Source organism: Halorubrum marinum, assembly GCF_048381195.1.
In the GTDB taxonomy this organism is placed as follows: domain Archaea; phylum Halobacteriota; class Halobacteria; order Halobacteriales; family Haloferacaceae; genus Halorubrum.
Genome location: NZ_JBLWMM010000003.1, coordinates 175,585 through 198,958, shown reverse-complemented (window position 1 = coordinate 198,958; position 23,374 = coordinate 175,585). Strand labels below are relative to the sequence as shown.

The window sequence follows — 23,374 nt, the reverse complement described above, 5'->3', positions numbered from 1 at the left end:
GTGCCCTACAATCGACCGACGATCGCGGCCGTGACTTCTTCTGTCGTCGCGTCGCCGCCGAGGTCGCCGGTACGCGGTCCGTCCGAGAGCACGCCCTCAACGGCGTCCCGGACGCGCTGACCCTCTTCGACGTGACCGAGGTACTCTAACAGCATGGCGGCGGACAGAACCGCCGCCGTCGGGTTCGCGGTCCCCTCGCCGGCGATGTCCGGGGCGGTACCGTGGACCGGCTCGAACAGCGCGTTGTCGTGACCGACGTTCGCCGAGGGGAGCAGCCCGAGCCCGCCGACGAGTCCCGCGGCGAGATCCGAGAGCACGTCCCCGGCGAGGTTCGGGCAGACGACGACGCCGTACTGCGTCGGATCGAGCGCGATCTTCGTCGCGAACGCGTCCATTAGCTCCTCGTCGGCGTCGACGCCGTGTTCGTCCGCGACCGCGAGCACCGCTTCGCGGAACCGACCGTCCGTCTCGCGCATCACGTTCGCCTTGTGAGCGACGGTGAACCCCTCGTCAGCGTCACCGACGGGGCCGCGCCCGTCGGCGACGAACTGGCAGGCGTACTCGGCGAGCTCGCGCGAGGCCGACGAGGTGACGACTCGGGTCAGCGTCGAGAGGTCGTCGCTGAGTCGGTTCTCGTGCCCCGAGTACACGCCCTCGGTGTTCTCTCGAAGGAAGACGACGTCCGTCTCCGGGCGAAGCGCGTCCACGCCCGGGTACGCCTTCGCGGGCCGGATGTTGACGAACGACTCGACGGCGTCCCGCAGTGGAAGGATAACGTCGGCTGCGGTCTCGCCGGCCGCACCGAAGAGCGTCGCGTCGGCGTTCGCGGCCGCCTCGTACGTCTCGGCGGGGAGCGCCTCGCCGGTCGCTTCCTTTACCGCGTCGCCGGCGTCCGCCTCGACGAACTCGAAGTCGACGTCGAGCGCGTCGAGCACCTCCAGGGCGGCCGGAACGACCTCCCGTCCGATACCGTCGCCCTCGATGACGACGACTTCGTAGCTCACGCCGTATCCTCCGGGATGTGCTCCTCGGGGACGTACGGCAGCGACCGAGCGGTCTCGCGGACCGCGCTCGGGTTCGCGCCCATCAGCGCCGTGGTGTCCCAGACGCCCTCGACGAGCGCCTTCCGCTGTGCGTCGTGGACCGCCGCGTCGATCACGGTGTCGCCGTACGTGATCGTCTCCGCGGCCACGTCGATGTCGACGTCGGCGTCGGGATTGGCCTCGACGTAGTCTTGAAGCGCCTCGATCGACTCCTGATCGGCGGTGACCGTCGGGATGCCGAGCGCGAGGCAGTTGCCCGCGAAGATCTCCGCGAACGACTCGCCGACGACGGCGTCGATTCCCCAGCGCATCAGCGCCTGCGGCGCGTGTTCGCGCGAGGAGCCGCAGCCGAAGTTCGCGTTGACGACGAGCACGTTCGCGCCCTGATACTGGTCCTCGTTGAACGGGTGCTCCTTCTCGTTGTCCGCGTCGTCGAACCGCTGGTCGAAGAAGGCGAACTGCCCCAGCCCGTCGAAGGTGACGACCTTCATGAACCGAGCCGGGATGATCTGGTCGGTGTCGATGTCGTTGCCGCGGACCGGAATCCCGGTGCCGGAGACCTCGGTGACCTTCTCCGCCGGCGCCTCGCCGGCGCTGAACTCGGGGGTGCTCATACGGTCGCCACCTCCTCGAGTTCGCGGACGTCGGTGACCTCGCCGGTCACCGCCGCGGCCGCGACCATGATCGGACTCATCAGCACGGTGCGGCCGTCCTTCGAGCCCTGCCGGCCCACGAAGTTCCGGTTCGACGACGAGGCGCTCGCCTCGTCGCCCTCCAGCTGATCGTCGTTCATCCCCAGACACATCGAACAGCCGGGCTCGCGCCAGTCGAAGCCCGCGTCGGTGAATATCTCGTCGAGCCCTTCCGCTTCGGCGGCGTCCCGGACGCGCTGGCTGCCGGGGACGACCATCGCGCGAACGTCGTCGTCGACCTCGCGGCCCTCGACGAACGCGGCGGCCTCGCGGAGGTCCTTCAGGCGCGCGTTCGTGCAGGAACCGAGGAACGCCACGTCGATCTCGTAGCCCTCCATCGTGTCGCCCGGCTCGACGCGCATGTGTTTCTGCGCGCGGCGGGCGGTGTCGCGGTCCTCCGGAGGCAGATCGTCGGGGTCCGGAATCGGCTCGGTGATACCCGCGGTCTGTCCGGGCGTGGTCCCCCACGTCACCGTCGGCTCGATGGCGGAGCCGTCGATGGTGACGACGTCGTCGTACTCGGCGTCGTCGTCGGTCCGGATCGACTCCCAGTAGGGTTTCAGCCGCTCGAACTCCTCGGGGTTATCTGCGAACGCGTCCGTCTCTTTCAGCCACTCGTAGGTGGTCTCGTCGGGGTTGACGTAGCCCGCGCGGGCGCCGCCCTCGATGGACATGTTACAGATGGACATCCGCCCCTCCATGCCCAGCTTCTCGACGGCTTCGCCGGCGTACTCGTACACGTAGCCGACGCCGCCGTCGGTGCCGAGCTCCCCGATGATCGTCAGGATGACGTCCTTCGCGGTGACGCCCTCGCCGAGCTCGCCCGTGACCTCGATCTTGCGGACTTTCTGTTTCTCCATCGCGACACAGCCCGTCGCCAGCACGTCGCGGATCTGCGAGGTGCCGATACCGAACGCCAGCGCGCCGAACGCGCCGTGCGTCGACGTGTGCGAGTCGCCACAGACGATCGTCATGCCGGGCTGTGTGAGCCCCTGCTCCGGTCCGATAACGTGGACGATCCCCTGATTGCCGGAGTCCGGATCGGAAAAGTCGATGCCGGACCCGCGGACGTTCGCTTCGAGCTCCGCCATCATCTCCTCTGCGGCCTCGTCGCGGTAGGGTCGATCGCGGTTCCCGGTCGGAACGATGTGATCGACCGTCGCGTGCGTGCGTTTGGGGAACGCGACCTCCTGATCGCGCTCCTTCAGCATGCCGAACGCCTGCGGGCTGGTGACCTCGTGGACGAGGTGGAGCCCGACGAACAGCTGGTCCTGTCCGGTCGGCAACCGCGTCACCGTGTGGCGGTCCCACACCTTGTCGTACAGAGTCCCCGTACTCATCGGGGATCACCCGCGGGTCGCACGGCATATCGTTCCCGATTCGCCCCGCTGTCAGCGCCCATCAGGCCGTCACCTCGGCCGACTCCTCCTCGTCGTCTTCCGACTCGTCCTGCCACGCGAACAGCCCGCGGAGCTCCTCGCCGACCGCCTCGATCTCGTGGTTCTTTTCCGCGGTACGGAGCTGCTCGAAGTTCGGGCGGCCCGCCTGGTTCTCGACGATCCACTCGCGGGCGAACGTTCCGTCCTGAACCTTCTCCAGCACCGCTTCCATATTCTCGCGGGCGTGCTCGTCGACGACGACGTCCCCCTGCGTCAGCCCGCCGTACTCGGCGGTGTCTGAGACGGAGTCCCACATACCGCCGAGCCCGTCCTCGTACATCAGGTCGACGATGAGCTTCATCTCGTTGAGCACCTCGAAATACGCCATCTCCGGCGAGTAGCCGGCGTCGACGAGCGTCTCGTACCCCTGCTTGATCAGCGAGGTGACGCCGCCACAGAGGACGGCCTGCTCGCCGAAGAGGTCGGTCTCGGTCTCCTCGCGGAAGGACGTCTCGACGACGCCCGCGCGAGCGCAACCGATGGCGGCCGCGTACGCGAGTCCCTCCTCGTGGGCCTCGCCCGTGGCGTCCTGGTAGACGGCGAGCAGCCCGGGAGTCCCCTCGTCGTTCTCGTAGTTCCGGCGGACGAGGTGTCCCGGCGACTTCGGCGCGACCATCGTCACGTCGACGTCTTCGGGCGGCTGAATCTGGTTGTAGTGGATGTTGAACCCGTGGGCGAACTGCAGCGTGTCGCCCGCCTCCAGGTTCGGCTCGATGGCGTTCTCGTACACGTCCGGCTGGACCGTGTCGGGGACGAGAACGCTCACGATGTCGGCCTCGGCGACGGCGTCGGCGGGCGTCTCGACGCGGAGCCCGTCGCTCTCGGCGGCGTCCCACGAGGAGCTGTCCTCGCGGAGGCCGACGATCACGTCAACCCCGCTGTCGTTCAGGTTCTGCGCGTGGGCGTGTCCCTGCGAGCCGTAGCCGAGGACCGCCACGGTCTTGTGGGCGATCGCCTCGCCGTCGGCGTCGTCGTCGTAGTATACTGTCGAATCGAACGTCTGCGTGTCGTCTTCGGTCATGTGTAGTGAAGTTGGGTGTCGGTAGCTGTCGTTAGCTACTGTTGTGCGGTGTCGGTTCACCGGCCGTTCCGGGTTTCTCTCCAGGTGCCGTGGGGGTGTCGCCGCGCGCGAGGGCCGTCGGACCCGTCCGCGCGATTTCGACGATCCCGAACCGGTCGAAGGCGCCGATCGCGTTGTCGATCCGGGACTTGTCGCCGGTGAGTTCGACGGTGATCGTCTCGGGGCCGGCGTCGACGGTCCGACCGTCGTACATCTCCGTGATCGCGTGTACCTCGGCCGGTTCGTCGCCCTCCACCTTGAGGAGGACGAGCTCCGAGGTGACCGCGTTGCCCGCGACCTCGCCGACGGAGATGACGGGCTTCAGCTTCGCCATCTGCTTTTCGATCTGGTCGATGCCGGGATCGGTCTCCTCGACGACCATCGTGATCCGCGAGTGGCCGTCGACGGTCGTGGGGCCGACGGTGAGACTCTCGATGTTGAACTGGCGACGGGAGACGAGCCCGGAGACGCGCGCGAGCACCCCCGGTTCGTCCTCCACCAGCGCGGAGATGACCGCGCGACGGGAGTCGTGTTCCGCCTCCAGGACGGGATCGATCCGGATCCCTTCGAGGTTTCGGCGTCCCTCTGGATGGGGGCGCTCCTCGGGAGCCGGCTGTTCGCCGGGCAGGGGTCGAGAGTCAGGCACGGGGCTCCCGTCGGACCCGGACGCAGACGAATCGCCGCTCATAGCTGGTCCTCCGCGGTGGCGAACTGCCCGTTCGCACCGCCGCTCGGAACCATCGGTAGGACGTTCTCCGCCGGGTCGACGTGGAAGTCGATCACGGCGGGACCGTCGTACGCGAGCGCCTCTTCGACCGCGGGCGCGACCTCGTCGTAGTCGTCGACGCGGAGGCCCAGAGCGCCGAACGCCTCGGCGAGCTTGTCGAACTCGGGCATCCACGTGTAGTCCGAGGCCATGTGGCGGCCCTCGTAGAACGCGTCCTGCCACTGTCGGACCATCCCGATGTACTCGTTGTTGAGCACGGCGATCGTGATATCGAGGTCTTCGCGGACGGCCACGGACAGCTCCTGCATCGTCATCAGGAAGGAGCCGTCACCGTCGAAACACACCACGTCGCGGTCCGTCTCGCCCATGTTGTTGGCCGCGACGCGCGCGCCGATCGCCGCCGGAACGCCGTATCCCATCGTCCCGAGCCCGTGCGAGGAGACCCACGTCCGGGGCTCCGAGTACGTCCAGAACTGGGAGGCCCACATCTGGTGTTGGCCGACGCCGGTGGTCACGATGGTGTCGTCGTCGGTCGCCTCGTCGAACGCCTCGACGACGAACTGCGGCTTCAGCGGCTCGTCGTCCGGCGTCGCGTACGTGAGCGGATACGTCTCCTTCCACTCGGCGCACTGGTCGCGCCACGCCTCGGCGTCGGGGGCCTCACGGACCGCCGCGGTCAGTTGATCGAGGACGCGCTTCGCGTCGCCGATGAGCGGGTAGTCCGCGTGGACGTTCTTCGATATCTCCGCCGGATCGATGTCGATGTGAACGACCTCGGCCTCGGGCGCGAACGTGTCGATCCCGCCGGTGAGCCGGTCGTCGAACCGGGTGCCGACCGCGATCAGGCAATCGGTGTGCGTGATCGCCATGTTGGCGTAGCCGGTCCCGTGCATCCCGGCCCACGAGAGACACAGTTCGTCGTCCTCGGGGAACGAACCGATGCCGGGCATCGTGGTCGTCACCGGAACGCCGTAGTTTCGCGCGAACGTCCGCGCGGCGCCGCTCGCTTCGGCTTTGATCACGCCGCCGCCGAACAGACACAGCGGGCGCTCCGCGTTCTCGATGGCCCGGGCGGCCTCTTGGACCGCCTCGGCGTCGGCGTTCGGGTCGGGGGCGCTCCCCGGCGGCGGCGACGCGGGACCGGGCGTGCGGTCGGTCTCGTCCTGAGTGACGTCTTTCGGCAGGTCGACGAGCGTCGGCCCGGGACGACCGGCCCGCGAGAGCTCGAACGCCTCGCCGACCGTGTCGCCGACCGTGTCGGCGCCGCCCGCGAAGTAGTTGTGCTTCGTGATGGGGCGGGTGACGCCGATCGTATCGGTCTCTTGGAACGCGTCGTTACCGACGAACTCCGTCGGCACCTGCCCGGTCAGCGCTAACATCGCGTCGGAGTCCATGTCGGCGTCGGCGATCCCCGTGACGAGGTTCGTCGCTCCCGGTCCGGACGTGGCCAGACAGAGACCGGGGTCGCCGGCGACGACGCCGTAGGCGTCTGCCGCGTGCGCGGCTCCCTGTTCGTGCGCCATCGTGACGTGAGTGATCGACGAGCCGTACAGCGCGTCGTAGACGGGCATGATCGCGCCGCCCTGCACCCCGAAGGCCGTCTGGGCACCGGCCGCCTCGAGCGCGGCGACGACCGAGTCGGCCCCGGTCGACACCGATCCCGTGTCGGGTTCTTCGGCCGGCGGCTCGGACGACTGTGCGCGCTCCGTGGGCTCCTCTGTTTCGTCCTCTCGTGGCTGTGCTGCTGTGTCGCTCATTGTCGTGGTGGTGTTTGGTGTGGCATCTCGCGGATGTGAGACTCGGTCGCTCGGAACGCCGAGCGGACGGGCGAACCGCGGCCCGCCGACTGGCGTTCGTCGATGCGTCGTATCGGTGAGGAAGGGGTGATGTAGGGGGTTATACCCCTACAATAATCGGCGCGACGGCTCCGGCGACGTCGGCGGTCGACGAAAGCGTGGTGTGCCGTCGCATCTCGGTCGGACCAATGTGGGCGCAGTATAAATCCCTGTCGGGAAGCGTGGTCTCCCCGTCGGGGAGCGCGGCCCGCACGGAAACCCGTGCGGACGGAGAGGGGGCGCGATACCCGACCTCGTTCGCGCGACGCCGGCGGTCGCTCGGCGGGCTCCTCGAACAGGGACGCGGCCATCAGATCCGGACCTCCTCCTCCTCGCGGTCGATACCGGCCTCTTCCGCGAATCGCTCGACGTCGCCTGCGGTCACCTGCCGCTTACCGGCGCCGTACTCTTTGACCCGTTTGGTGAGGCGTCGGACCTCGCTGTCGGTCGGGTCGAAACCGGCCTCAACGAGGTGCTTGCGCACGCTGTGAGTGCCGGTGTGTTTCCCGAGCACGAACTCCCGCTCGGCACCGACCATCTCCGGGGTCATCACGCCGGTCTCGAACGTGTCGGCGTTCTCGATGACGCCGGCCGCGTGGATGCCCGACTCGTGGGCGAACGCGTTCCGGCCGGTGATTGGCTTGTTCGCCGGTACCGGGATGTCCGAGGCCTCCTCGACGATCCGGGCCAGCTTGGTGATCTGCGTCGTGTCGATCCCGGTGTCGACGCCGTACACCGACTCGACCGCCATCACGACCTCCTCGTAGGCGGCGTTGCCGGCGCGCTCGCCGATCCCGTTGACCGACACCTGCGCCTGCTCCGCGCCGTTCTCGAAGCCCATGATCGCGTTCGCGGCGGCCATCCCGAAGTCGTCGTGGGTGTGGACGTCGACGCGCGCGTCGGTCGCCTCGACGACGGCTTTCACCGTCTGCCCGAAGCTGGTCGGCATCCCGACGCCGCAGGTGTCGGGGATGTTGATCCAGTCGGTCCCCGCGTCGGAGACCGCCTCGACGATGTCGATCAGGTACTCGGGATCGGTCCGGGTGGCGTCCATCGGCGAGAACATGCACTCGACGCCTGCGTCTTTCACCTGGTTGACGGCGTCGACCGCGCGTTCTTTCGCCTCCTCGCGGGTCGCGTGCATCGAGTCCTCCAGCTGTACGTCGCTGGTGGAGACGAACACGTGGACCATCTCGACGCCGGAATCTATCGCGGCGTCGATGTCGCCCTCGACGACCCGGGCGAGCCCGCAGACGGTGGTGTCCGTCGCGGCGGCGATGTCGCTCACGGCCTCGAACTCCGCGTCCGAGTTCACCGGGAACCCCGCCTCGATGACGTGGGTGTTCATGTCGTCCAGCGTCGCCGCTATGCGGCGTTTCTCGTCGTAGCTGAACGACGTCCGTGGTGACTGTTCTCCGTCTCGTAACGTCGTGTCGAAGATCCGTACAGGACCGATTTCGATGTTAGAAGCTATCGTGCCCTGGAAGAACTCGATCCGCCGGGGTGTCCGACGAAGCCTCCGTGATGTCTGTCATCGACTGACGACAATACGGTTGAGAACTTAACCCTTGTGCCGTTCACAAAAACGACAAGTCGGGTTCGCGGTATGACGGGAACGTGATTGATCGAAATCGCATGACCTCAACGCGACTGTATGTGTTTATACACCTTATACACACACTGACTGCTGGGCGGTTATGTGGTTTCGGAACCCGATTAATAAGAGGGATCGACGTTCGTTTTGTTCCGGCCACGGCCAGCGCGCGCCGCCGACGTCGGGCGAGCGCTCCACGCTGGGCGGGACCTCTGCGACTCAGCCAACTGGATCTCTACCAGTCAGCCAACTGGATCTCTACCAGTCAGCCAACTAGATCACACTCCGAGCGCGGTCGTGATCGTCTCGCGAGCCGCCAACAGGTCCGGATCGGTCCGCTCTCGGGGTCGATCGGCGTCGATGTCGATCACGGCCTCGACGGTCCCGGGCTGGCCGCCGAGCACGACGACGCGGTCCGCGAGGTACGCCGCCTCCTCGACGTCGTGCGTGACGAGCGCGACCGTCGTCTCCTGCTCGGTCCAAACGTCGAGCAGGTTGTCCTGCTGTTCGTGTTTCGTCAGTTGGTCGAGCGCGGAGAACGGCTCGTCGAGCAGCAGTACCTCCGGCTCGTATGCGAGCCCGCGGGCGAGCGAGACGCGCTGGGCCATCCCGCCCGACAGCTCGCCGGGGCGATGCCCCGCGAATCCGCCGAGCCCGACCGTCTCGATCAGGTCGTCGATCCGCTCGCGCGCCGCGGGGTCGCTCGGGTCCACGTCGGCCGGAAGCCCGACGGCGACGTTCTCTCGAACGTCCGCCCACGCGAGCAGGCGCGGCTCCTGGAACACCATCCCCACCGCGTCGCTGCCGCCCTCACGGACGTCCCGCCCGTCGACCGCGGCCGTTCCCTCGAACTCCGCTTCGAGGCCGGAGAGCACGCGCAGCAGCGTCGACTTGCCGCAGCCCGAGGGACCGACGACGGCGACGAACTCCCCGTCCGCGACCGCGAGGTCGACATCTTCGAGCGCGACGGTGTCCCCGTACCGCTTCGTGAGTCCGCTGACGGAGAGCGCGGGGTCGGAGGCGGTTCCGCTCGTGTCGCACTCGGTCGCGTGCCGGTTCGCGTCGCACTCGGCCGCGTGCCGGTTCGTGCCGGATTCGAGTTTCTCACCAGTCGACGGCACGTCGTTCCACCCCCTTGACGGCGAGGTCCGACAGGTTCCCGAAGAAGGCGAACAACAGGATCGAGCCGACGATGATGTCGGGGCGGGCGAGCACCCGCCCGTCGCTCATCAGGAAGCCGATCCCCTGACTCGCCGCGATCAGCTCCGCGGCCACGACGAACATCCACGCGAGGCCGACGCCGCCGCGAAGCCCCACGAGCAGGCTCGGCACCGCAGCGGGGAACACGACGCGTCGCAGCGACTCGACTCGTCCGAGGTCGTACACCTCGGCGACCTCGATCAGGTCCTCGCTCACCGCGGCGATGCCCGTCGAGAGGTTGAGATAGACGGGGAAGAAGGCGCCCACGGCGATGAGCAGCACCTTCGCGCCCTCGCCGATCCCGAACCACAGCAGGAACAGCGGCACCCACGCGAGCGACGGAATGTTCTTGAGGCTCTGCAGAAGGGGGTCGAGCAGGTCGCTCGCGAGTCCGTAGAGGCCGGTGAGCGTGCCGAGCACGATCCCCACGGACGCGCCGAGCGCGACGCCGAAGAACACCCGCTGCAGCGTGATCGCGATGTGCCCCCACAGCTCGCCGGAGACGCCCATCCCGTAGAGGGTTCCGACGACTCGGAGCGGTGCCGGGAGCTGATGGGCGGCGAAGACGCCGCTCGCGACGAGCAGATGCCAGACGACGACGAGCGTCGCGGGCACGACCAGTCCGAGCAGCCAGCGGAACCGGTCCGCGTCCGGGAAGACGCGTGCGACGCCGCCGACCCCGAATCGATCCCTCGCGGCTTCGTTCCCGGTCGCCATCTCACTCGCCCCCCGCGACGAGGTCGGACGCGAACGAGCCGTCGAGGAGGTCGTCGATGCTGCCTGCCGGGTCGGCGTCGTCCGCGACGAGCCCCTCGCGCTCGAGGATCGGCGCGAGGTCGGCGAGCAGGTCGCGATGTGCGTCGCCGGGAATCGGCTCGGAGAGGTCGTTCCGCTCGGTGAACACGCGCTCGGCGACCGGTTCGGACATGTCCGACTCGCTCGCGAGGATCCCCGCGGTCTCCGCGGGATTCGCGAGCGCCCACTCCCGGCCGCGTTCGTACGCCTCGATGACGCGGCGCGCGTCCTCGGGGTGGTCCGCGACGAACTCGTCGAGGAAGTTCAAGAACCCGTACGTGTTGTACGCCGGTTCGCGGAAGAACAGCTCCGCGCCGTCGTGTTCCAACTCCAGCTCCGCCATGTGCGGATCGAGCCCGGCCCACGCGTCGACGTTCTCCTGTACCAACGAGGACTGGCCCTCGGGATGTTGGAGGTGAACGACCTCGATGTCCTCCTCGCTCAGCCCTGCGTCGTCGAGCGCCTGCAGGAGGAAGAAGTACGGGTCGGTGCCGCGCGTCGCCGCGACCTGCTTCCCTTCGAGGTCGGAGACGGTTTCGATGCCGCCGTCCTCGAAGGCGACGAGGGCGGTCCACTCGGGCTCCGAGTAGATGTACGGCGTCGTGATCGGGACGCCGTTCGAGCGGGCCATCAGCGCTGCGACCCCGGCGGTCGAAGCGACCTCCGCCTGCCCGCCCTGCGAGTACTCGTTTGCCTGGTTACTGCCGAGGCTCAACACCCACTCGATGTCGACGTCGGTGTCCGCGAACGCCTCCGCCATCCACCCCTTCTCGCGCAACACGAGACTGACGGGGTTGTAGTAGGCGTAGTCGACTGTCACCGTCCGACCGCCGTTCCCGCCGACACAGCCGGCGAGCAACGAGCCGCCGATCGCCGCGCCGGTGCCGCTGAGGAACTGTCTTCGCTCCATCGTACCATCCCGTACCGGTCCCACTGATAAGGGAATATGGCTATGGAGAATATTCAGCGACGGCTATGATGTTTCGCAGTAATTGATTTAGCGGTGTGAGAGATGTACACAGGGAATAAACGAGCGCTCCGAGGGTGCTACCGCGGATATAGCGCTCTGGGAGGAACTGGAGGCGCCATGGAGCCGCTGAGCCTCCGTTCCCGATACCGGAACCGATTGCTGGTTTCTCCGATGGACGGTACGGATTCCGACAGGCGATGAGACCGGTCGACCGGCGCCCTCACATTCCCATGTCGACCGCGGCGTCGGGGACCGGAAGATCGCCGACGTCGACGCCGAGCAGCTCCGCGGCGTGGTCGAGCGCCATGTCGAAGCCGTAGTAGCGCTCCAGTTCGTCGCCGGTCGGCCCCTGTCGGACCTTCAGCATCGCGTAGCCGTCGATATTCTGTGCGACTGTCGCGTCGCGGCCGTCCGCGGAGAACGTGAGCAGTCGCTCGCCGTCGGCTTCCTCATAGCGCGCGGCGATTCCGCTCCGTTCCGCTTCCGTCTCCGATTCCGTCGCCGCCTCGTTCTCCCTCGCGTCGCTCATACCGATCACAGGGACCGACCCGTGTCGTATCTGTCGGTCCCTGCGATCGAACCCGTGGTCCCTGCGATCGAACCCGTGGTCCCTGCGATCGAACCCGCGTTACCGCGGGTCCCAGCCGTGGAACTCGGTCCCTGCTTCGAGTTCGAGATCGAACGCGTCTATCACTCCGGCGAGCGCATCGTATCCCTGGGCAGCCGCAGCGATCCCGACGATCGTCTCGTCGTCGTACACCCCGGCGATCTCGTCGTGAGCGATCGCGTCGACCTCGCCGCGGATGACGGCGTGCGCGTACTCGATAAGCGTGGTTTCATCCTCGCTGAGCGGGTCGAGGTCACCGGTTCCGACCGCGGCGATCTCGTCGTCGTCGATGCCGACACCACGGGCGATGTTCACGTGCTGGTGCCACTCGTATCGGTTCCCCGCCTCGCGAGCGCTCGCGAGGATCACGAGCTCTCGCTCACGGTCGGAGAGTCCGCTGTCGGTCCACAGCGATCCGAGGAACGACCGCAGCCCTGCGAGCACCTCGGGGTTGTTGCCGATCGACTGGTAGACGTGCAGCGGCTTGCCCTGCAGCGACGACTCCAGCAGATCCTCGTACTCGTCCGGTACATCCGACGCGTCGACGTAAGGTACACGAGCCATAGGCGGCCGTTCGCTCCCCCTGCGGTTAGGTATACGTGCCTCGGTAGCGTTCGCCGGGATCAGCGCGGGCCGTCGCAGTCGCTGTCGCGGAGGCGGCGTCCCGGAAGGAAACCCGAATCGAGGGAACCGAGACTCCGGACGGCCGCGATCGATGGTAAGGTTAAGGGACGCCACGGCCGTACGCGACGTAATGAGTGTCGACGTGTCGCGACGACGGGCGTGGATGATCGCCGCGCGACCGCAGACGCTGCCCGCGGCGGCCGCACCGGTGATCGTCGGCGTCGGGCTCGCGATCGAGGCCGGTGCGTTCGCGCCGCTGCCCGCGCTCGCGGCGTTCGTCGGCGCGGCGCTGATCCAGATCGGAACGAACTTCGCGAACGACTACTACGACGCCATTCAAGGCGCGGACACCGACGACCGCGAGGGGTTCACTCGCGTCGTCGCCAGCGGTCTCATCGAGCCCGGCGAGGTCAAGCGAGCGATGTGGCTCACGTTCGCGGCCGCGATCCTCGTCGGGACCTACCTCGTCTCCGTCGGCGGCGTCCCCATCCTCGTGATCGGACTCGCGAGCGTCGCCGCGGGGATCGCCTACACGGGCGGGCCGTACCCCCTCGGCTATCACGGCCTCGGTGACCTGTTCGTGTTCGTCTTCTTCGGCGTGGTCGCGGTCACCGGCACGTACTACGTGCAGGCGGCCGCGCTCGTCGGCGGTGCGTTCCCGCTGTGGATTCCGTCCGGGACCGTCACCCTCGCGGCCGTCGTGGCCAGCCTCCCGATCGCCGCGCTGTCGACGAACATCCTCGTCGTCAACAACGTCCGCGACCGCGAGGAGGACGCCCAGACGGGCAAACGCACCCTTGCGGTCCGGTTCGGCTACCGGTTCGCCCGTGTCGAGTACCTCGCGCTGCTCGCGCTCGCGTACCTCACGCCGTTCTGGTTCCTCGCGCGGGGGTACGGGCTCGCGACCCTCCTCCCGCTCGTGACGCTCCCGCTTGCGGCCGCGGTCGCTCGAACGGTGCTCACCGAGACCGCTGGCGACGCGCTGAACCCGGCGCTCGAATCGACCGGTAAGCTCCTCGCGGCGTACGCCGTCGCGTTCGCCGTCGGGCTCGCCATATAAATGGCCGATACGAGCGCAGTGCAGCTCCGTCGATTTTCGCTCGGCTTGGCGACGCCACTCGGGACTGCAAACGGAGAGATACGCAGACGAGAGGGGTTTCTCGTCTCGATCGCTTCCGATGTCGATGGGACTGGCGGCGACACGTCGCTGACGGGGATCGGCGAGTCGACTCCGCTTCCGGGGTGGACCGAGTCGCTGTCGGCCTGCGAGGCGGCGCTTCGCGAATTCCAGTCGGACCTCGACGGCGATCCGGTCGAAGCGAGGCGTGCCGACGCGCTCGATCCGGAACTGCCTCCAGCCGCGCGACACGGCCTCTCGCTGGCGCTCGACGGTGTCAGGGCTCGAGCGGCCGACCGCTCGCTTGGGGCTCACCTCGCCGCTCGTCACGATGTCCGGGAGCCCGCCGAATCTGTCCCGGTCAACGCCACGATCGGCGACGGCGACCCCGGAGCGACCGCCCGGGCCGCAACGGAGGCCGTCGACGCGGGGTTCGAGTGTCTCAAAATAAAGGTCGGCGTGCGGACCCTCGACGCCGATATCGCCCGTCTTCGGACCGTTCGCCGGGCGGTCGGCTCAGAGGTCGCGCTCCGGGCGGACGCGAACGGCGCGTGGGACCGCGCGACCGCGGAGCGCGCCGTAGCGCGACTGGCACCGCTCGACCTCGCGTACGTCGAGCAGCCGCTCTCGGCGGACGAGATCGAAGGCGCCGCCGCGCTCCGCGAGCTCGCCGACGGGACTCCGCCGATCGCGCTCGACGAATCCCTCGCCGTCTGCGGCCTCGACGAGGTTCTCGCCGCCGACGCCGCCGATGTCGTGGTTCTGAAGCCGATGGCGCTCGGCGGACCGGACCGCGCGCTCGCCGCCGCGCTGCAGGCCCAATCCGCGGGCGTCGAGCCGGTCGTCACCACGACGATCGACGCCGTCGTCGCGCGGACCGCGGCGGTTCACGTCGCGGCCGCGGTGCCCGATATCCGCCCGTGCGGACTCGCGACCGGCTCGCTCCTCGACGAGGACCTCGCAGCCGATCCGTGTCAGATCGAAGCCGGTCGCGCGCCGGTCCCGGTGGGGCCCGGGCTCGCTGGCGACGCGTTCGACGGCCTACGAAACTGAGCGGTCACTCGACCACTTCGACGATCCCGACCATCCCCTGCGTCTGGTGGGGGGTACAGACGTACTCGTACGTCCCCGGCTCCGCGAACGTGTGCTCGAAGACGAACCCCGCCTCCGCGGTGAGTTCGGACTCGAACCGCTCGTTCACCTCGTACACGTTGTGGCCGCCTCCCTCGCCGGTCCACTCCCAGACGACGGTCGTGTCGACGTCGACGACGACGTGTTCGGGCGCGTACGCGAACCCGCCGTCGGTACCGACGAGCACGTCGACGGTCTCCTCGCCGGTTCCGTCGACGGGCTCGGAGTCGGGGCCGCCGCCGGGCAGTCCGGAGGAGTCGCCACAGCCAGCCAGCAGAACGGTCGCCGCGACCCCGCCGGCCGCGAGCACGTCGCGCCGCGTTCGGTCGGTCATGTTCGGATCGTGGCGGTGAGCGGTATAAAGCCTCTCGCGAATGCCACGGCGGTGGGAACGGCTTTTATCCGCCACCGTCGAACACCGGGTATGAGCGAGTGGACAGACGCGATCGTCGGCGAGCGCATGGCCGTCGACAACCAGTTCAACGACCGCGTGGCGGGCTCTCAGTTCTCCAGCCAGGAGTGGGGGCTCATCATGACCGCGACCGAGTTCGAGATCGAGAACGCCGCCGACCCGGAGGAGGCCCGGATCGTCGCCGACACCTCCAGCCTCCCGGCGATCATGCCGGAGCTGGAGAACGTCCGATCGCAGGTCGCGGCGATGGGCGGGGCTCCGGCACAACAGGGCGGGAGCTCCGGCGGCTCCGGCGGCGGTATTCTCGGCTCGATTAAGAACGCGCTCGGGCTGGGCGGTGGAGGCGGCGGAGGCGGTGGCGTCGACGACGAGGAGCTCGAGGCCGCCGAGCGACTCGTCCAAGAGTACGCCGACGAGCTACAGGCGCACTTAGTGGAAGTCGGTAAGTGGGAGCAGGTGCGCGTCGCGTATCAGGAGTAGCGCTCAGAAAACGGGAAGACGGTCGTGGGGGTCGTGGGAGCTGCGAAAGTCGACGGATTCAGTCGATCCACGGGTGATCAGAGAGATCCGGCGGCTCGGTGTCTGACTCTGTAGCGAGCGCGCGGCAGGCCGATTCACGTATTCGCTCTTCCGTGAGGGTGTCGGTGGTGAAGAACACCTCTCCGTTGAGTTTGAGGATTATATCCGGCTCCGCGATGAATTCCAATAGCGACACGGTGTCAAAGGCCATCATCTTTTTTTCAGGATCACCGATGAGATCCACTTTTTCGGTGTATTCCTTCCCTAGCAGACTCTGTTCGGATCCGATGCGGTACGTCATCGTGAACCCCGTCATTCGGGTTACTTGGTGAGACTCCGGACTGACGGAACGTACGGAAATAACTTTTACCGGAAGTCCCTGATCACTAGTGAGCGACGTGCTCGGATCTCCGACCGTTCGAATAGCGCCTGCCACACTATCGGGTAGTAGCCAGACTACGGACGAAACAGAGAGGTCAAACGAGAGCCCTCCGAGCAACGTCCGAACTGAGCACGGCGACAGCTGTCCCGCACTACAGATAGCAGAGAGCGTACCGTTTCGAACCGTCTCAACCCCGATCCGTGTCCGATCCGTCTCCTCGAACACGATCATCGTCGGTCCGTCGTCGAGTCCGCTGAGGTCGACGCGCCCGTCCGCGGCGACGACACCGGTACCGTCGACCGGAAGCCCGCAGTACGCGAGGTCGACGTCGGGGTCCGAGAGCACCCTCGAGACCGTCTCGCTGTCGGGTCGCTCGAGGACTTCCCACGAGCCGATTCCGTCGGGGACTGCAGGCTCGGAGAGCGCGCGGCGGATCACCTCGGCGCGGTCCGCGGAGCCGGCTAAGGCGACGAGGCGGACGTCGCCCCGTGCCGTGGTGGGGCGGCGGAGCCCGTTCTCGTACGCCTCCGGCGTCAGGACCGCGGTTCCCGGCGGGAGCGGGTCCGCGTCGGGGTTCGGAACTCGATCCCGGCTGTCCGCGCCGTCGTCGGGGGCGAGCCAAGTCGAAGTGGCCACCGCGACCGGCGCGTCGGGATCGGCCGGCTCCGCGCTCCCGCGGACGCGCACCGGTGCGAGCACGTGTGCGAGGTGCGGGAGCAGCTCCATGGCCTCCGGAACCGGGCGGAGAACCGCTTCGGTCGGCCAGTCGGGCACGTACGGAGCCACGATATCGGGATTGACTTCGAGGTACTCCATCAGTCGCTCGCTCATCGACAGGTCGGCGAGGTTCGGCGGGTAAAAAGGGAGCTTCGGACCGACCTGCTCGTACTCGTATCGGTCGGAGGGGACGTACCCTTCCGTTCGGGCGAGCGTGTCGAGGAAGAACCACGTCCGCAGCAGCTCCTCGGCCCGCTCCTCTAGGGCAATCCCGTCGGTCGGCAGACGCTCGACGTAGCCGGTGTCGAGTCGGACCGCTGGCGCGTCGCCGGTCACCATCCGGGCACCGAGGTAGTACGCGAGCGTCGAGAGCCGGTACACGTCCTCGTAGGTGGGTCTGACGACGACTTCGACGCCCGTCTCCGGCTGCACGAGCGGACTCGGCACGTCCAGCTCCTCGCCTCGCTCGATCCGCGGCGGGTACCCGCGGAGGGTGGGCCACGAACGCTCCGGGGAGAACTCCTTGATCGACGACCCGAGCACGGAGACGGCTTCCGCGAGCGCACCCGGGTCGTCCGGAACGGTCATCGTCGCCTCAGGGGTGCTGTGCAGCGAGCGAGCACCGACCGTCACCGTCGTCGGTCGGTCGAACTGCAAGTCGACCGGGTCGGGACCGGCCGCCCCCGTCGCCTCGACCGCGACGTCCGTCGCGCGGACGTACACCTTCGTCACCCCGCTAATATCGACGCAGTACGACCCGCGCGGGAGCTCCATCGGCTCGTCGAGCTGTGCGATGAACTCACCGGTGTCGGAACGGATCCCGACGCCGGCGTACGACGGGATCGAGATAGATTCCGTTTCGAAGCTGATCGCGCGGTCGACCGGAAACGGGAACAGCTCCGGCAGCGCCGGCTGCGAGTCGATTTCGCGGTCCGCGTAGAGCGGGAGCTTCTCGCCCTCCAGCGCGTCGCAGACGCAGAGACACGCCTCATCGACCTCGAATCGGATTCGTCCGTCCGGCGTACTGTCTATCAACGTAACCTGATGGATCTGCAACAGATATGAGGGTGTCGGTGTTTCTCCGCGTTCGACATCATCGGCCTATATAAAACAGATATTACCGCGCCGTGTTAGCGGGTGTGACAACAGTCTTAACATCCGAACGATACGGTGTGAGTACCGTGAACGAACCCGTGGCGACCGCCCTCCGCGACGCGTTTCCCGACCGCAGGGTCGAGCGGATAACCGACGTCGGTCCGTCGTGGAACGGCGGCAACGAGACGGTCGGTGTCGTCTTCGCGGACGGGAGCCGGGCGTTCTGTAAGGTCGCCCTCGACGGCGACGGAAGCCGTATCGCCCGTGAGCGGGGCGTGTTGCGCTACGTCGCCGCCGAGCGACCGATCGGAGTTCCGACGGTGCTCGCGGCCGACCCCGACGCGACGGTCCCGTACCTCGTCACGGGGCCGGCGCCGGGCCGCGAGCTGCTCGACGTCTGGGACGAGGTCGTCGACGCGGAGCGACGGGCGCTCCTTCGCCGGGTGGGGTCGACGCTCGCGACGCTGCACGCCGAGCGCTTCGAACGTCACGGAGAGATCCTCGGGCTGGAACGGGCGGAGACAGGGAGGTACGGAGCGACCGCCGCCGACGAGAGCGTCGGCCTCGCGCTCGACTCCGCGCCGTGGCCGGACGTGCTGCTGTCGACCATCGAGCGAACTCGCGAGATCGGTACCTCGGAGCGACTCGCCGACCACTACACTGCAGTGATCGACTGCGTCGAGGCGAACCGCGACCGACTCACCGACGCGCCGGCGGCGCTGCTGCACGGCGACGTGGCGAAGCCGAACCTGTTTGTTGCCGCTGGTTCCGTGGGCGACGACGACGACGGCGACGGCGACAGCATCGGCGACGACGACGACGGCGACGGCGACAGCATCGGCGACGACGACGACGACCGCGACAGCGTCGCGTTCATCGACTGGGAGCTGGCGCACGTCGGCGACCCCGCCCGCGACCTCGTCCGGGCGGAAGACCAGCTGCTCAACGGGTTCGACAGCACCGGCCCGGAGCGGTTCTCCGAGGCGCTGTACGCGGGGTACCGCGATCGTTTCGGGGGCCTGCCGCCGGGGTTCGAGGAGCGACGACCGATCTATCGGGCGGTGCGGATGCTCGGTCGGTCGGGATTCGTCGACCAGTGGGCGACGTACCTCGACGAGCCGCTGGAGTCGCTCGTCTCGCGGGCCGACGCGGAGCTGGAGGCGCGGCTGGACGCGGTGCGGTTCGAGGAATAGGGAACACCCGGCAATTACTCCCGGCTCAGCGGTTCCAGGCGGCGTCGTCCGGGTCGATCTTCCGGTCGCCCGGTTCGAGCGCGTCGATCGCGTCGAGGTCGGACGCGGACAACTCGAACTCGCGCGCCTGGAGGTTCTCCCGCACGTGGTCGCCGGTCGCCTTCGGAATGGGGACCACGTCGCGTGCGAGGGACCACGCGAGCGCGACGACCGCCGGAGCGGTGTCGTTGCGCTCGGCGATCTCGACGAGCGCGGGGTCGTCGAGGATCTCACCGCGACCGAGCGGCGAGTAGCCGACGAGGCGATGGTCGAAGTCGGCCGCGAGCTCGCGCAGTTCGGGCTGTTGGAACCGAGGGTGACACTCGACCTGATGGGCCGCGATCGGCGAGTCGAGGATCTCTCGGGCCTCCCGGAGCAGATCGGGCGTGAAATTCGAGACGCCGACGTGGTCGGTGAGGCCCGCCTCGCGCAGTTCGTCGAAGACCGGCAGGGTCTCGGCGGCGTCGTACGTCCGGATCGGCCAGTGGACGTACAGCAGGTCGACGCGGTCGAGCCCGAGCCGGTCGAGGCTCTCGCGGGCGGTCTCGCGGACGTCGTCGGGAGCGAGGTTGTCCGGGTGGACCTTCGTGGCGACGACCACGTCCTCGCGGTCGACGTCGCGGTTCGGATCCGCGAAGACGCGGGCCAACCCCTCGCCGACGGCCGCCTCGTTGTCGTACATCTGTGCGGTGTCGACGTGGCGGTATCCGGCCGCCAGCGCGGCGGCGACGGTGTCGGTACACTCATCGGGGTCGTCGAGGCCGGACGTACCGAGGCCGATATCGAGGTCGAGTGGCGGCATACTCGGGGGTTTCGGTCGGAGGGGTAAAAGGACGCGCGAGCCGGAACGGATCGCAGGATTCCGCGGTGCGCGCCTCTCTGCGGTGCGCGGCGCTCCGCGGTGCGCGGCGCTCTGCGAGGCCGACGGACGGGTTTGCACCGGAATCAGGGCCCTACCACGGTGTTTTCACCCCGCTGGAAACCGGTCCATGTTATTTGAATCGGGGAGGGCGTACGGTCGGACATGAGCAACGGGATCCACGTCGAGCTGGTGATGTCGGCCTGCGAGGGCTGTCCCGTCGCCGCGCTCTCTTCGAGCACCCGGGTCGAGGAGCTCCGCGTCGACGCCGGTGACGATCGGGTCGAGTTCGTCGCCGCCGACCCGCCTTCGGACCCGCCGAGCGGACTGGATCTCGTGGAATTCGCCGGACAGGCACACGGTCGGTACGAGATCGTCTGCGATCGAGCCGCGACCGACGGCGGAGTGGCAGTGGGCGCTCCCGACGCCGCGGCACTCGACGCCTCCGGCGCCGCAAGCGTCGAATCACCCGATAGCAGTGAGACACTCGACGGCGAGGCACTCGGCGGCGACGGGATGTGCGGCGGCTGCTCGTGCGGTGGACTCCCGGCGGCGTTCTCGAACTTCCCGGTGTCGCCGCGGCGGACCGAAATGGTGGACGGCGAGCTCCTCGTCTCGTTCGTGCTGAGCGGCCACGACGAGCTCTCGGCGATCGTCGACGAGTGCGAGGCGTCCGGCCTCAGCGTCGAACTCCGTCGGCTCTGCGTGGATAGGGGTGACGGCGCCCGAAGCGATGACGACGGCCGTCCATCCGTCGTCCCCGTCGATCTCGCGGGCGTGACGGACCGCCAAGCGGAGGTCGCGACGGTCGCCGCCGAGATGGGCTACTTCGACGGCGACGGCGCCTCCGCCGAAGCGATCGCCGACGAACTCGGTCTCGCGAAGTCGACCGTCTCCGAGCACCTCCGCGCGGTGACGAGCGCGCTCTTTTCCCAGCTGTTCGGCGACGGGGACCGTACTTAAACCCCCGAACAGTTCGCCGGTAGGTACGCGGGTGGGTGTATCGTAGTGATCACCAGCGGGGTCGAACCCATCGGTTCGGCTCCGAGACCCATGACCCAGTGGACACAGCTCGGACCGCGAGAACGCGACGTACTCGCCGTCCTGCGACGCGCGGACGACTCGCTCACGGCCCGAGACCTGCTCGACGCGATCCGTGACCGCGGCGACGACGTCGCCTACTCGACGGTCAAACGAACCGCCGACCGACTCGTCGAGAAGGGGCTCGTCGAACGCGAGCCCGAACGCCACCGCGGCGCGACGCGTCACCGCTACCGATTCGACGTCGAGGCCGCCCGACGGCGGTTGATCCCGGAGTTCGTCGACGAGCTCCGGACCGTTCTCGGCGACGCGGCGGTCGAGCGGCTCGGGGTCCGAACTGCCCGCGATACCGACGACACCGACAAACGCCCATGACACGACATACTCAGCGGTCGACGAGCGACGAGGATCCAGACGAACAGCCGACCGAATCCGGCGGCGAATTCGACTCGCTGCTTCCGGGACTCCGTCGGCGGGACTTCATGAAAGCCGGGGCCGCGGTCGGCGGACTCAGCGGACTCGCCGGCTGTACTAGCCTGCTCAGCGACGACGACGACGGAACCGTCTCGGCCGCCCCCGACCACTCGGTCCCGCCCGGCGACCACGACGAGTACTACGCGTTCCTCAGTGGCGGTCACGCTGGCGACATCCGCGTGTACGGCCTCCCCTCGATGCGGGAGATCATGCGGATCCCGGTGTTCAACCGCGAGAGCGCCCGCGGATACGGGTACGACGACGAGAGCCGTGAGATGCTGGAGGAGGCGGGCGGCTACACGTGGGGCGACACCCACCACCCGCGGCTCAGCCAGACCGACGGCGACTACGACGGCCGGTTCGCGTACGTCAACGACAAGGCGAACGGCCGGATGGCCCGGATCGATCTGAAGTACTTCGAGACGGACGCGATCTGTAACATCCCGAACCAACAGGGGACTCACGGCGCCTGTGCGCAGCTCCCCGACACCGACCTCATCTTCGGCGTCGGCGAGTTCCGCGTGCCGATGCCGAACGACGGCCGCGACCTCCACGACCCGGACGCCTACGAGTCCGTGCTCGCCGCGATCGATCCCGAATCGATGAACGTCGAGTGGCAGGTGCGCATCGACGGCAACATGGACAACGGCGACGGGGGCAAGGAGGGTCGCTACTTCTTCGCGACCGGCTACAACAGCGAGGGCGGCGTCACCGAACAGGGGATGACCCGTGCGGACCGGGACAGCGTGAAGGCGTTCGACATCCCGCGGATCGAGTCCGCGGTCGAGTCCGGCGAGTACGAGGAGATCAACAACGTGCCCGTCGTCGACGGCCGGAAGGACAGCCCGCTCAACCGGGGCGACGACCCGATCGTTCACTACATCCCGATTCCGAAGAGCCCGCACGGCGTCAGCGTGACGCCCGACAACGAGTACGCGATCGCCAGCGGGAAGCTCGATCCGACCGCGTCGGTCATCGACATCGACCTGATCGACGAGGTCGACGACCCGACCGACGCGGTCGTCGGACGGCCGCAGCTCGGGCTCGGCCCGCTCCACACCGCGTACGACGGTCGGGGGCACGCGTACACAACGCTGTTCATCGACTCGCAAGTCGTCAAGTGGGACATCGAGGCGGCCGTCGAGGCCGAGCCGGAGTCGGAGAGTCCCGTCATCGAGAAGATCGACGTCCACTACAACCCCGGCCACCTGATCGCCGCGGAGTCGTACACGGAAGACCCCGCCGGCGACTGGCTCATCTCGCTGAACAAGCTCTCGAAGGACCGGTTCCTGCCGGTCGGTCCGCACCACCCGGAGAACGACCAGCTGATCTACATCGGCGACGACGAGGCCGGGATGCAGCACGTGAAGGACTCGCCGGCGTACGCCGAGCCGCACGACGCGTCGATCTGTCACCGCTCGAAGCTCGATCCGGCCGACGTCTACGACCCGGACGACCTCGATCTGGAGTACACCGCCTCCGGCGAGGAGACGATGGAGCGCGTCGGCGACGACCGCGTCGAGATAGACATGTACTCGACGCGGAACCACTACGGCTTCCAGGAGATGACGGTACAAGAGGGCGACACCGTCGAGATGAAGGTGACGAACATCGAGACGACGAGCGACCTGCTCCACTCGGTCGCGATCCCCGAGCACGACGTCAACGTCAAGATCGCTCCACAGGAGACCCGCAAGGTGACGTTCGAGGCCGACGATCCGGGCGTCTACTGGATCTACTGCGCGTTCTTCTGTAGCGCGCTACACCTCGAAATGCGCTCGCGGCTCATCGTCGAACCGGAGGCGTAAG

Annotated in this window: 22 protein-coding genes; 7 read left to right on the top strand and 15 right to left on the bottom strand. The window is 67.9% G+C overall.

The window, feature by feature from the left end; translation table 11 throughout:
* Positions 1 to 5 precede the first annotated feature (5 nt).
* From ACNSN4_RS04785 to ACNSN4_RS04730, 12 genes are all read right to left on the bottom strand, one after another.
* Positions 6 to 1,004 (bottom strand): isocitrate/isopropylmalate family dehydrogenase, encoded by a 999-nt coding sequence (locus ACNSN4_RS04785; RefSeq protein ID WP_418284639.1) that lies wholly within the window; start codon positions 1,002 to 1,004, stop codon positions 6 to 8.
* The gene (leuD, locus tag ACNSN4_RS04780) at positions 1,001 to 1,657 is read right to left on the bottom strand and encodes a 3-isopropylmalate dehydratase small subunit (RefSeq protein ID WP_418284638.1); all 657 of its coding nucleotides are present in this window, start codon (positions 1,655 to 1,657) and stop codon (positions 1,001 to 1,003) included. Before leuD ends, ACNSN4_RS04785 begins: the two co-directional genes overlap by 4 nt.
* The gene (gene leuC / locus ACNSN4_RS04775; RefSeq protein WP_418284637.1) at positions 1,654 to 3,075 is read right to left on the bottom strand and encodes a 3-isopropylmalate dehydratase large subunit; all 1,422 of its coding nucleotides are present in this window, start codon (positions 3,073 to 3,075) and stop codon (positions 1,654 to 1,656) included. The genes leuD and leuC overlap by 4 nt, the downstream gene beginning before the upstream one ends.
* Positions 3,076 to 3,136: 61 nt before the next feature.
* Positions 3,137 to 4,195, bottom strand: a complete 1,059-nt coding sequence (gene ilvC, locus ACNSN4_RS04770) for a ketol-acid reductoisomerase (protein WP_418284636.1) — start codon at positions 4,193 to 4,195, stop codon at positions 3,137 to 3,139.
* Positions 4,196 to 4,226: 31 nt separating this feature from the next.
* Positions 4,227 to 4,922, bottom strand: coding sequence for an acetolactate synthase small subunit (gene ilvN / locus ACNSN4_RS04765; RefSeq protein WP_418284635.1), 696 nt, complete (start codon positions 4,920 to 4,922; stop codon positions 4,227 to 4,229).
* Positions 4,919 to 6,718: a biosynthetic-type acetolactate synthase large subunit gene (ilvB, locus tag ACNSN4_RS04760; protein ID WP_418284634.1), complete on the bottom strand. Its 1,800-nt coding sequence runs from the start codon at positions 6,716 to 6,718 to the stop codon at positions 4,919 to 4,921. The genes ilvN and ilvB overlap by 4 nt, the downstream gene beginning before the upstream one ends.
* 388 nt (positions 6,719 to 7,106) lie before the next feature.
* Entirely contained in the window at positions 7,107 to 8,291 is a 1,185-nt protein-coding gene (locus ACNSN4_RS04755) for a LeuA family protein (RefSeq protein ID WP_496923287.1), read from the bottom strand.
* Positions 8,292 to 8,668: 377 nt separating this feature from the next.
* Positions 8,669 to 9,511: an ABC transporter ATP-binding protein gene (locus ACNSN4_RS04750; RefSeq protein ID WP_418284633.1), complete on the bottom strand. Its 843-nt coding sequence runs from the start codon at positions 9,509 to 9,511 to the stop codon at positions 8,669 to 8,671.
* Positions 9,495 to 10,307 (bottom strand): ABC transporter permease, encoded by an 813-nt coding sequence (locus tag ACNSN4_RS04745; protein WP_418284632.1) that lies wholly within the window; start codon positions 10,305 to 10,307, stop codon positions 9,495 to 9,497. The genes ACNSN4_RS04750 and ACNSN4_RS04745 overlap by 17 nt, the downstream gene beginning before the upstream one ends.
* Position 10,308: 1 nt before the next feature.
* The gene (locus ACNSN4_RS04740) at positions 10,309 to 11,295 is read right to left on the bottom strand and encodes an aliphatic sulfonate ABC transporter substrate-binding protein (RefSeq protein ID WP_418284631.1); all 987 of its coding nucleotides are present in this window, start codon (positions 11,293 to 11,295) and stop codon (positions 10,309 to 10,311) included.
* A gap of 280 nt (positions 11,296 to 11,575) precedes the next feature.
* The gene (locus tag ACNSN4_RS04735) at positions 11,576 to 11,884 is read right to left on the bottom strand and encodes a DUF7111 family protein (protein WP_418284630.1); all 309 of its coding nucleotides are present in this window, start codon (positions 11,882 to 11,884) and stop codon (positions 11,576 to 11,578) included.
* 99 nt (positions 11,885 to 11,983) lie between these two features.
* Positions 11,984 to 12,526, bottom strand: coding sequence for a carboxymuconolactone decarboxylase family protein (locus ACNSN4_RS04730; RefSeq protein WP_418284629.1), 543 nt, complete (start codon positions 12,524 to 12,526; stop codon positions 11,984 to 11,986).
* A 190-nt stretch (positions 12,527 to 12,716) separates the two neighbouring features.
* On the opposite strand from ACNSN4_RS04730, the gene ACNSN4_RS04725 reads away from it, so the two are divergent.
* Both ACNSN4_RS04725 and ACNSN4_RS04720 read left to right on the top strand, forming a co-directional pair.
* Positions 12,717 to 13,646: a 1,4-dihydroxy-2-naphthoate polyprenyltransferase gene (locus tag ACNSN4_RS04725; protein WP_418284628.1), complete on the top strand. Its 930-nt coding sequence runs from the start codon at positions 12,717 to 12,719 to the stop codon at positions 13,644 to 13,646.
* Positions 13,647 to 14,756, top strand: coding sequence for a mandelate racemase/muconate lactonizing enzyme family protein (locus ACNSN4_RS04720; RefSeq protein WP_418284627.1), 1,110 nt, complete (start codon positions 13,647 to 13,649; stop codon positions 14,754 to 14,756).
* A 4-nt stretch (positions 14,757 to 14,760) separates the two neighbouring features.
* On the opposite strand, the gene ACNSN4_RS04715 is transcribed toward ACNSN4_RS04720, so the two are convergent.
* Complete coding sequence (locus ACNSN4_RS04715) at positions 14,761 to 15,168, bottom strand: halocyanin domain-containing protein (protein ID WP_418284626.1); 408 nt, start codon at positions 15,166 to 15,168, stop codon at positions 14,761 to 14,763.
* A 90-nt stretch (positions 15,169 to 15,258) separates the two neighbouring features.
* Between ACNSN4_RS04715 and ACNSN4_RS04710 the strand changes: the two genes are divergently transcribed.
* Complete coding sequence (locus tag ACNSN4_RS04710) at positions 15,259 to 15,726, top strand: DUF5799 family protein (RefSeq protein WP_418284625.1); 468 nt, start codon at positions 15,259 to 15,261, stop codon at positions 15,724 to 15,726.
* 58 nt (positions 15,727 to 15,784) lie between these two features.
* Here the strand turns inward: ACNSN4_RS04710 and ACNSN4_RS04705 are convergent, their stop codons facing one another.
* On the bottom strand, positions 15,785 to 17,899 hold the full coding sequence (locus ACNSN4_RS04705) for a hypothetical protein (protein ID WP_418284624.1): 2,115 nt from the start codon (positions 17,897 to 17,899) through the stop codon (positions 15,785 to 15,787).
* Positions 17,900 to 18,045: 146 nt separating this feature from the next.
* Here ACNSN4_RS04705 and ACNSN4_RS04700 point away from each other — a divergent pair, with 146 nt between their 5' ends.
* Positions 18,046 to 19,152, top strand: a complete 1,107-nt coding sequence (locus ACNSN4_RS04700) for a phosphotransferase family protein (protein ID WP_418284623.1) — start codon at positions 18,046 to 18,048, stop codon at positions 19,150 to 19,152.
* A gap of 25 nt (positions 19,153 to 19,177) precedes the next feature.
* Here ACNSN4_RS04700 and ACNSN4_RS04695 read toward each other — a convergent pair whose 3' ends face one another.
* Complete coding sequence (locus tag ACNSN4_RS04695) at positions 19,178 to 19,993, bottom strand: aldo/keto reductase (protein ID WP_418284622.1); 816 nt, start codon at positions 19,991 to 19,993, stop codon at positions 19,178 to 19,180.
* A 222-nt stretch (positions 19,994 to 20,215) separates the two neighbouring features.
* Here ACNSN4_RS04695 and ACNSN4_RS04690 point away from each other — a divergent pair, with 222 nt between their 5' ends.
* The 3 genes from ACNSN4_RS04690 (at position 20,216) to nosZ (ending at position 23,373) form a co-directional block, all read left to right on the top strand.
* On the top strand, positions 20,216 to 21,013 hold the full coding sequence (locus ACNSN4_RS04690) for a helix-turn-helix domain-containing protein (RefSeq protein ID WP_418284621.1): 798 nt from the start codon (positions 20,216 to 20,218) through the stop codon (positions 21,011 to 21,013).
* A gap of 90 nt (positions 21,014 to 21,103) precedes the next feature.
* Positions 21,104 to 21,466 (top strand): BlaI/MecI/CopY family transcriptional regulator, encoded by a 363-nt coding sequence (locus ACNSN4_RS04685; protein ID WP_418284620.1) that lies wholly within the window; start codon positions 21,104 to 21,106, stop codon positions 21,464 to 21,466.
* Complete coding sequence (nosZ, locus tag ACNSN4_RS04680) at positions 21,463 to 23,373, top strand: TAT-dependent nitrous-oxide reductase (protein ID WP_418284619.1); 1,911 nt, start codon at positions 21,463 to 21,465, stop codon at positions 23,371 to 23,373. Before ACNSN4_RS04685 ends, nosZ begins: the two co-directional genes overlap by 4 nt.
* Position 23,374 lies beyond the last annotated feature (1 nt).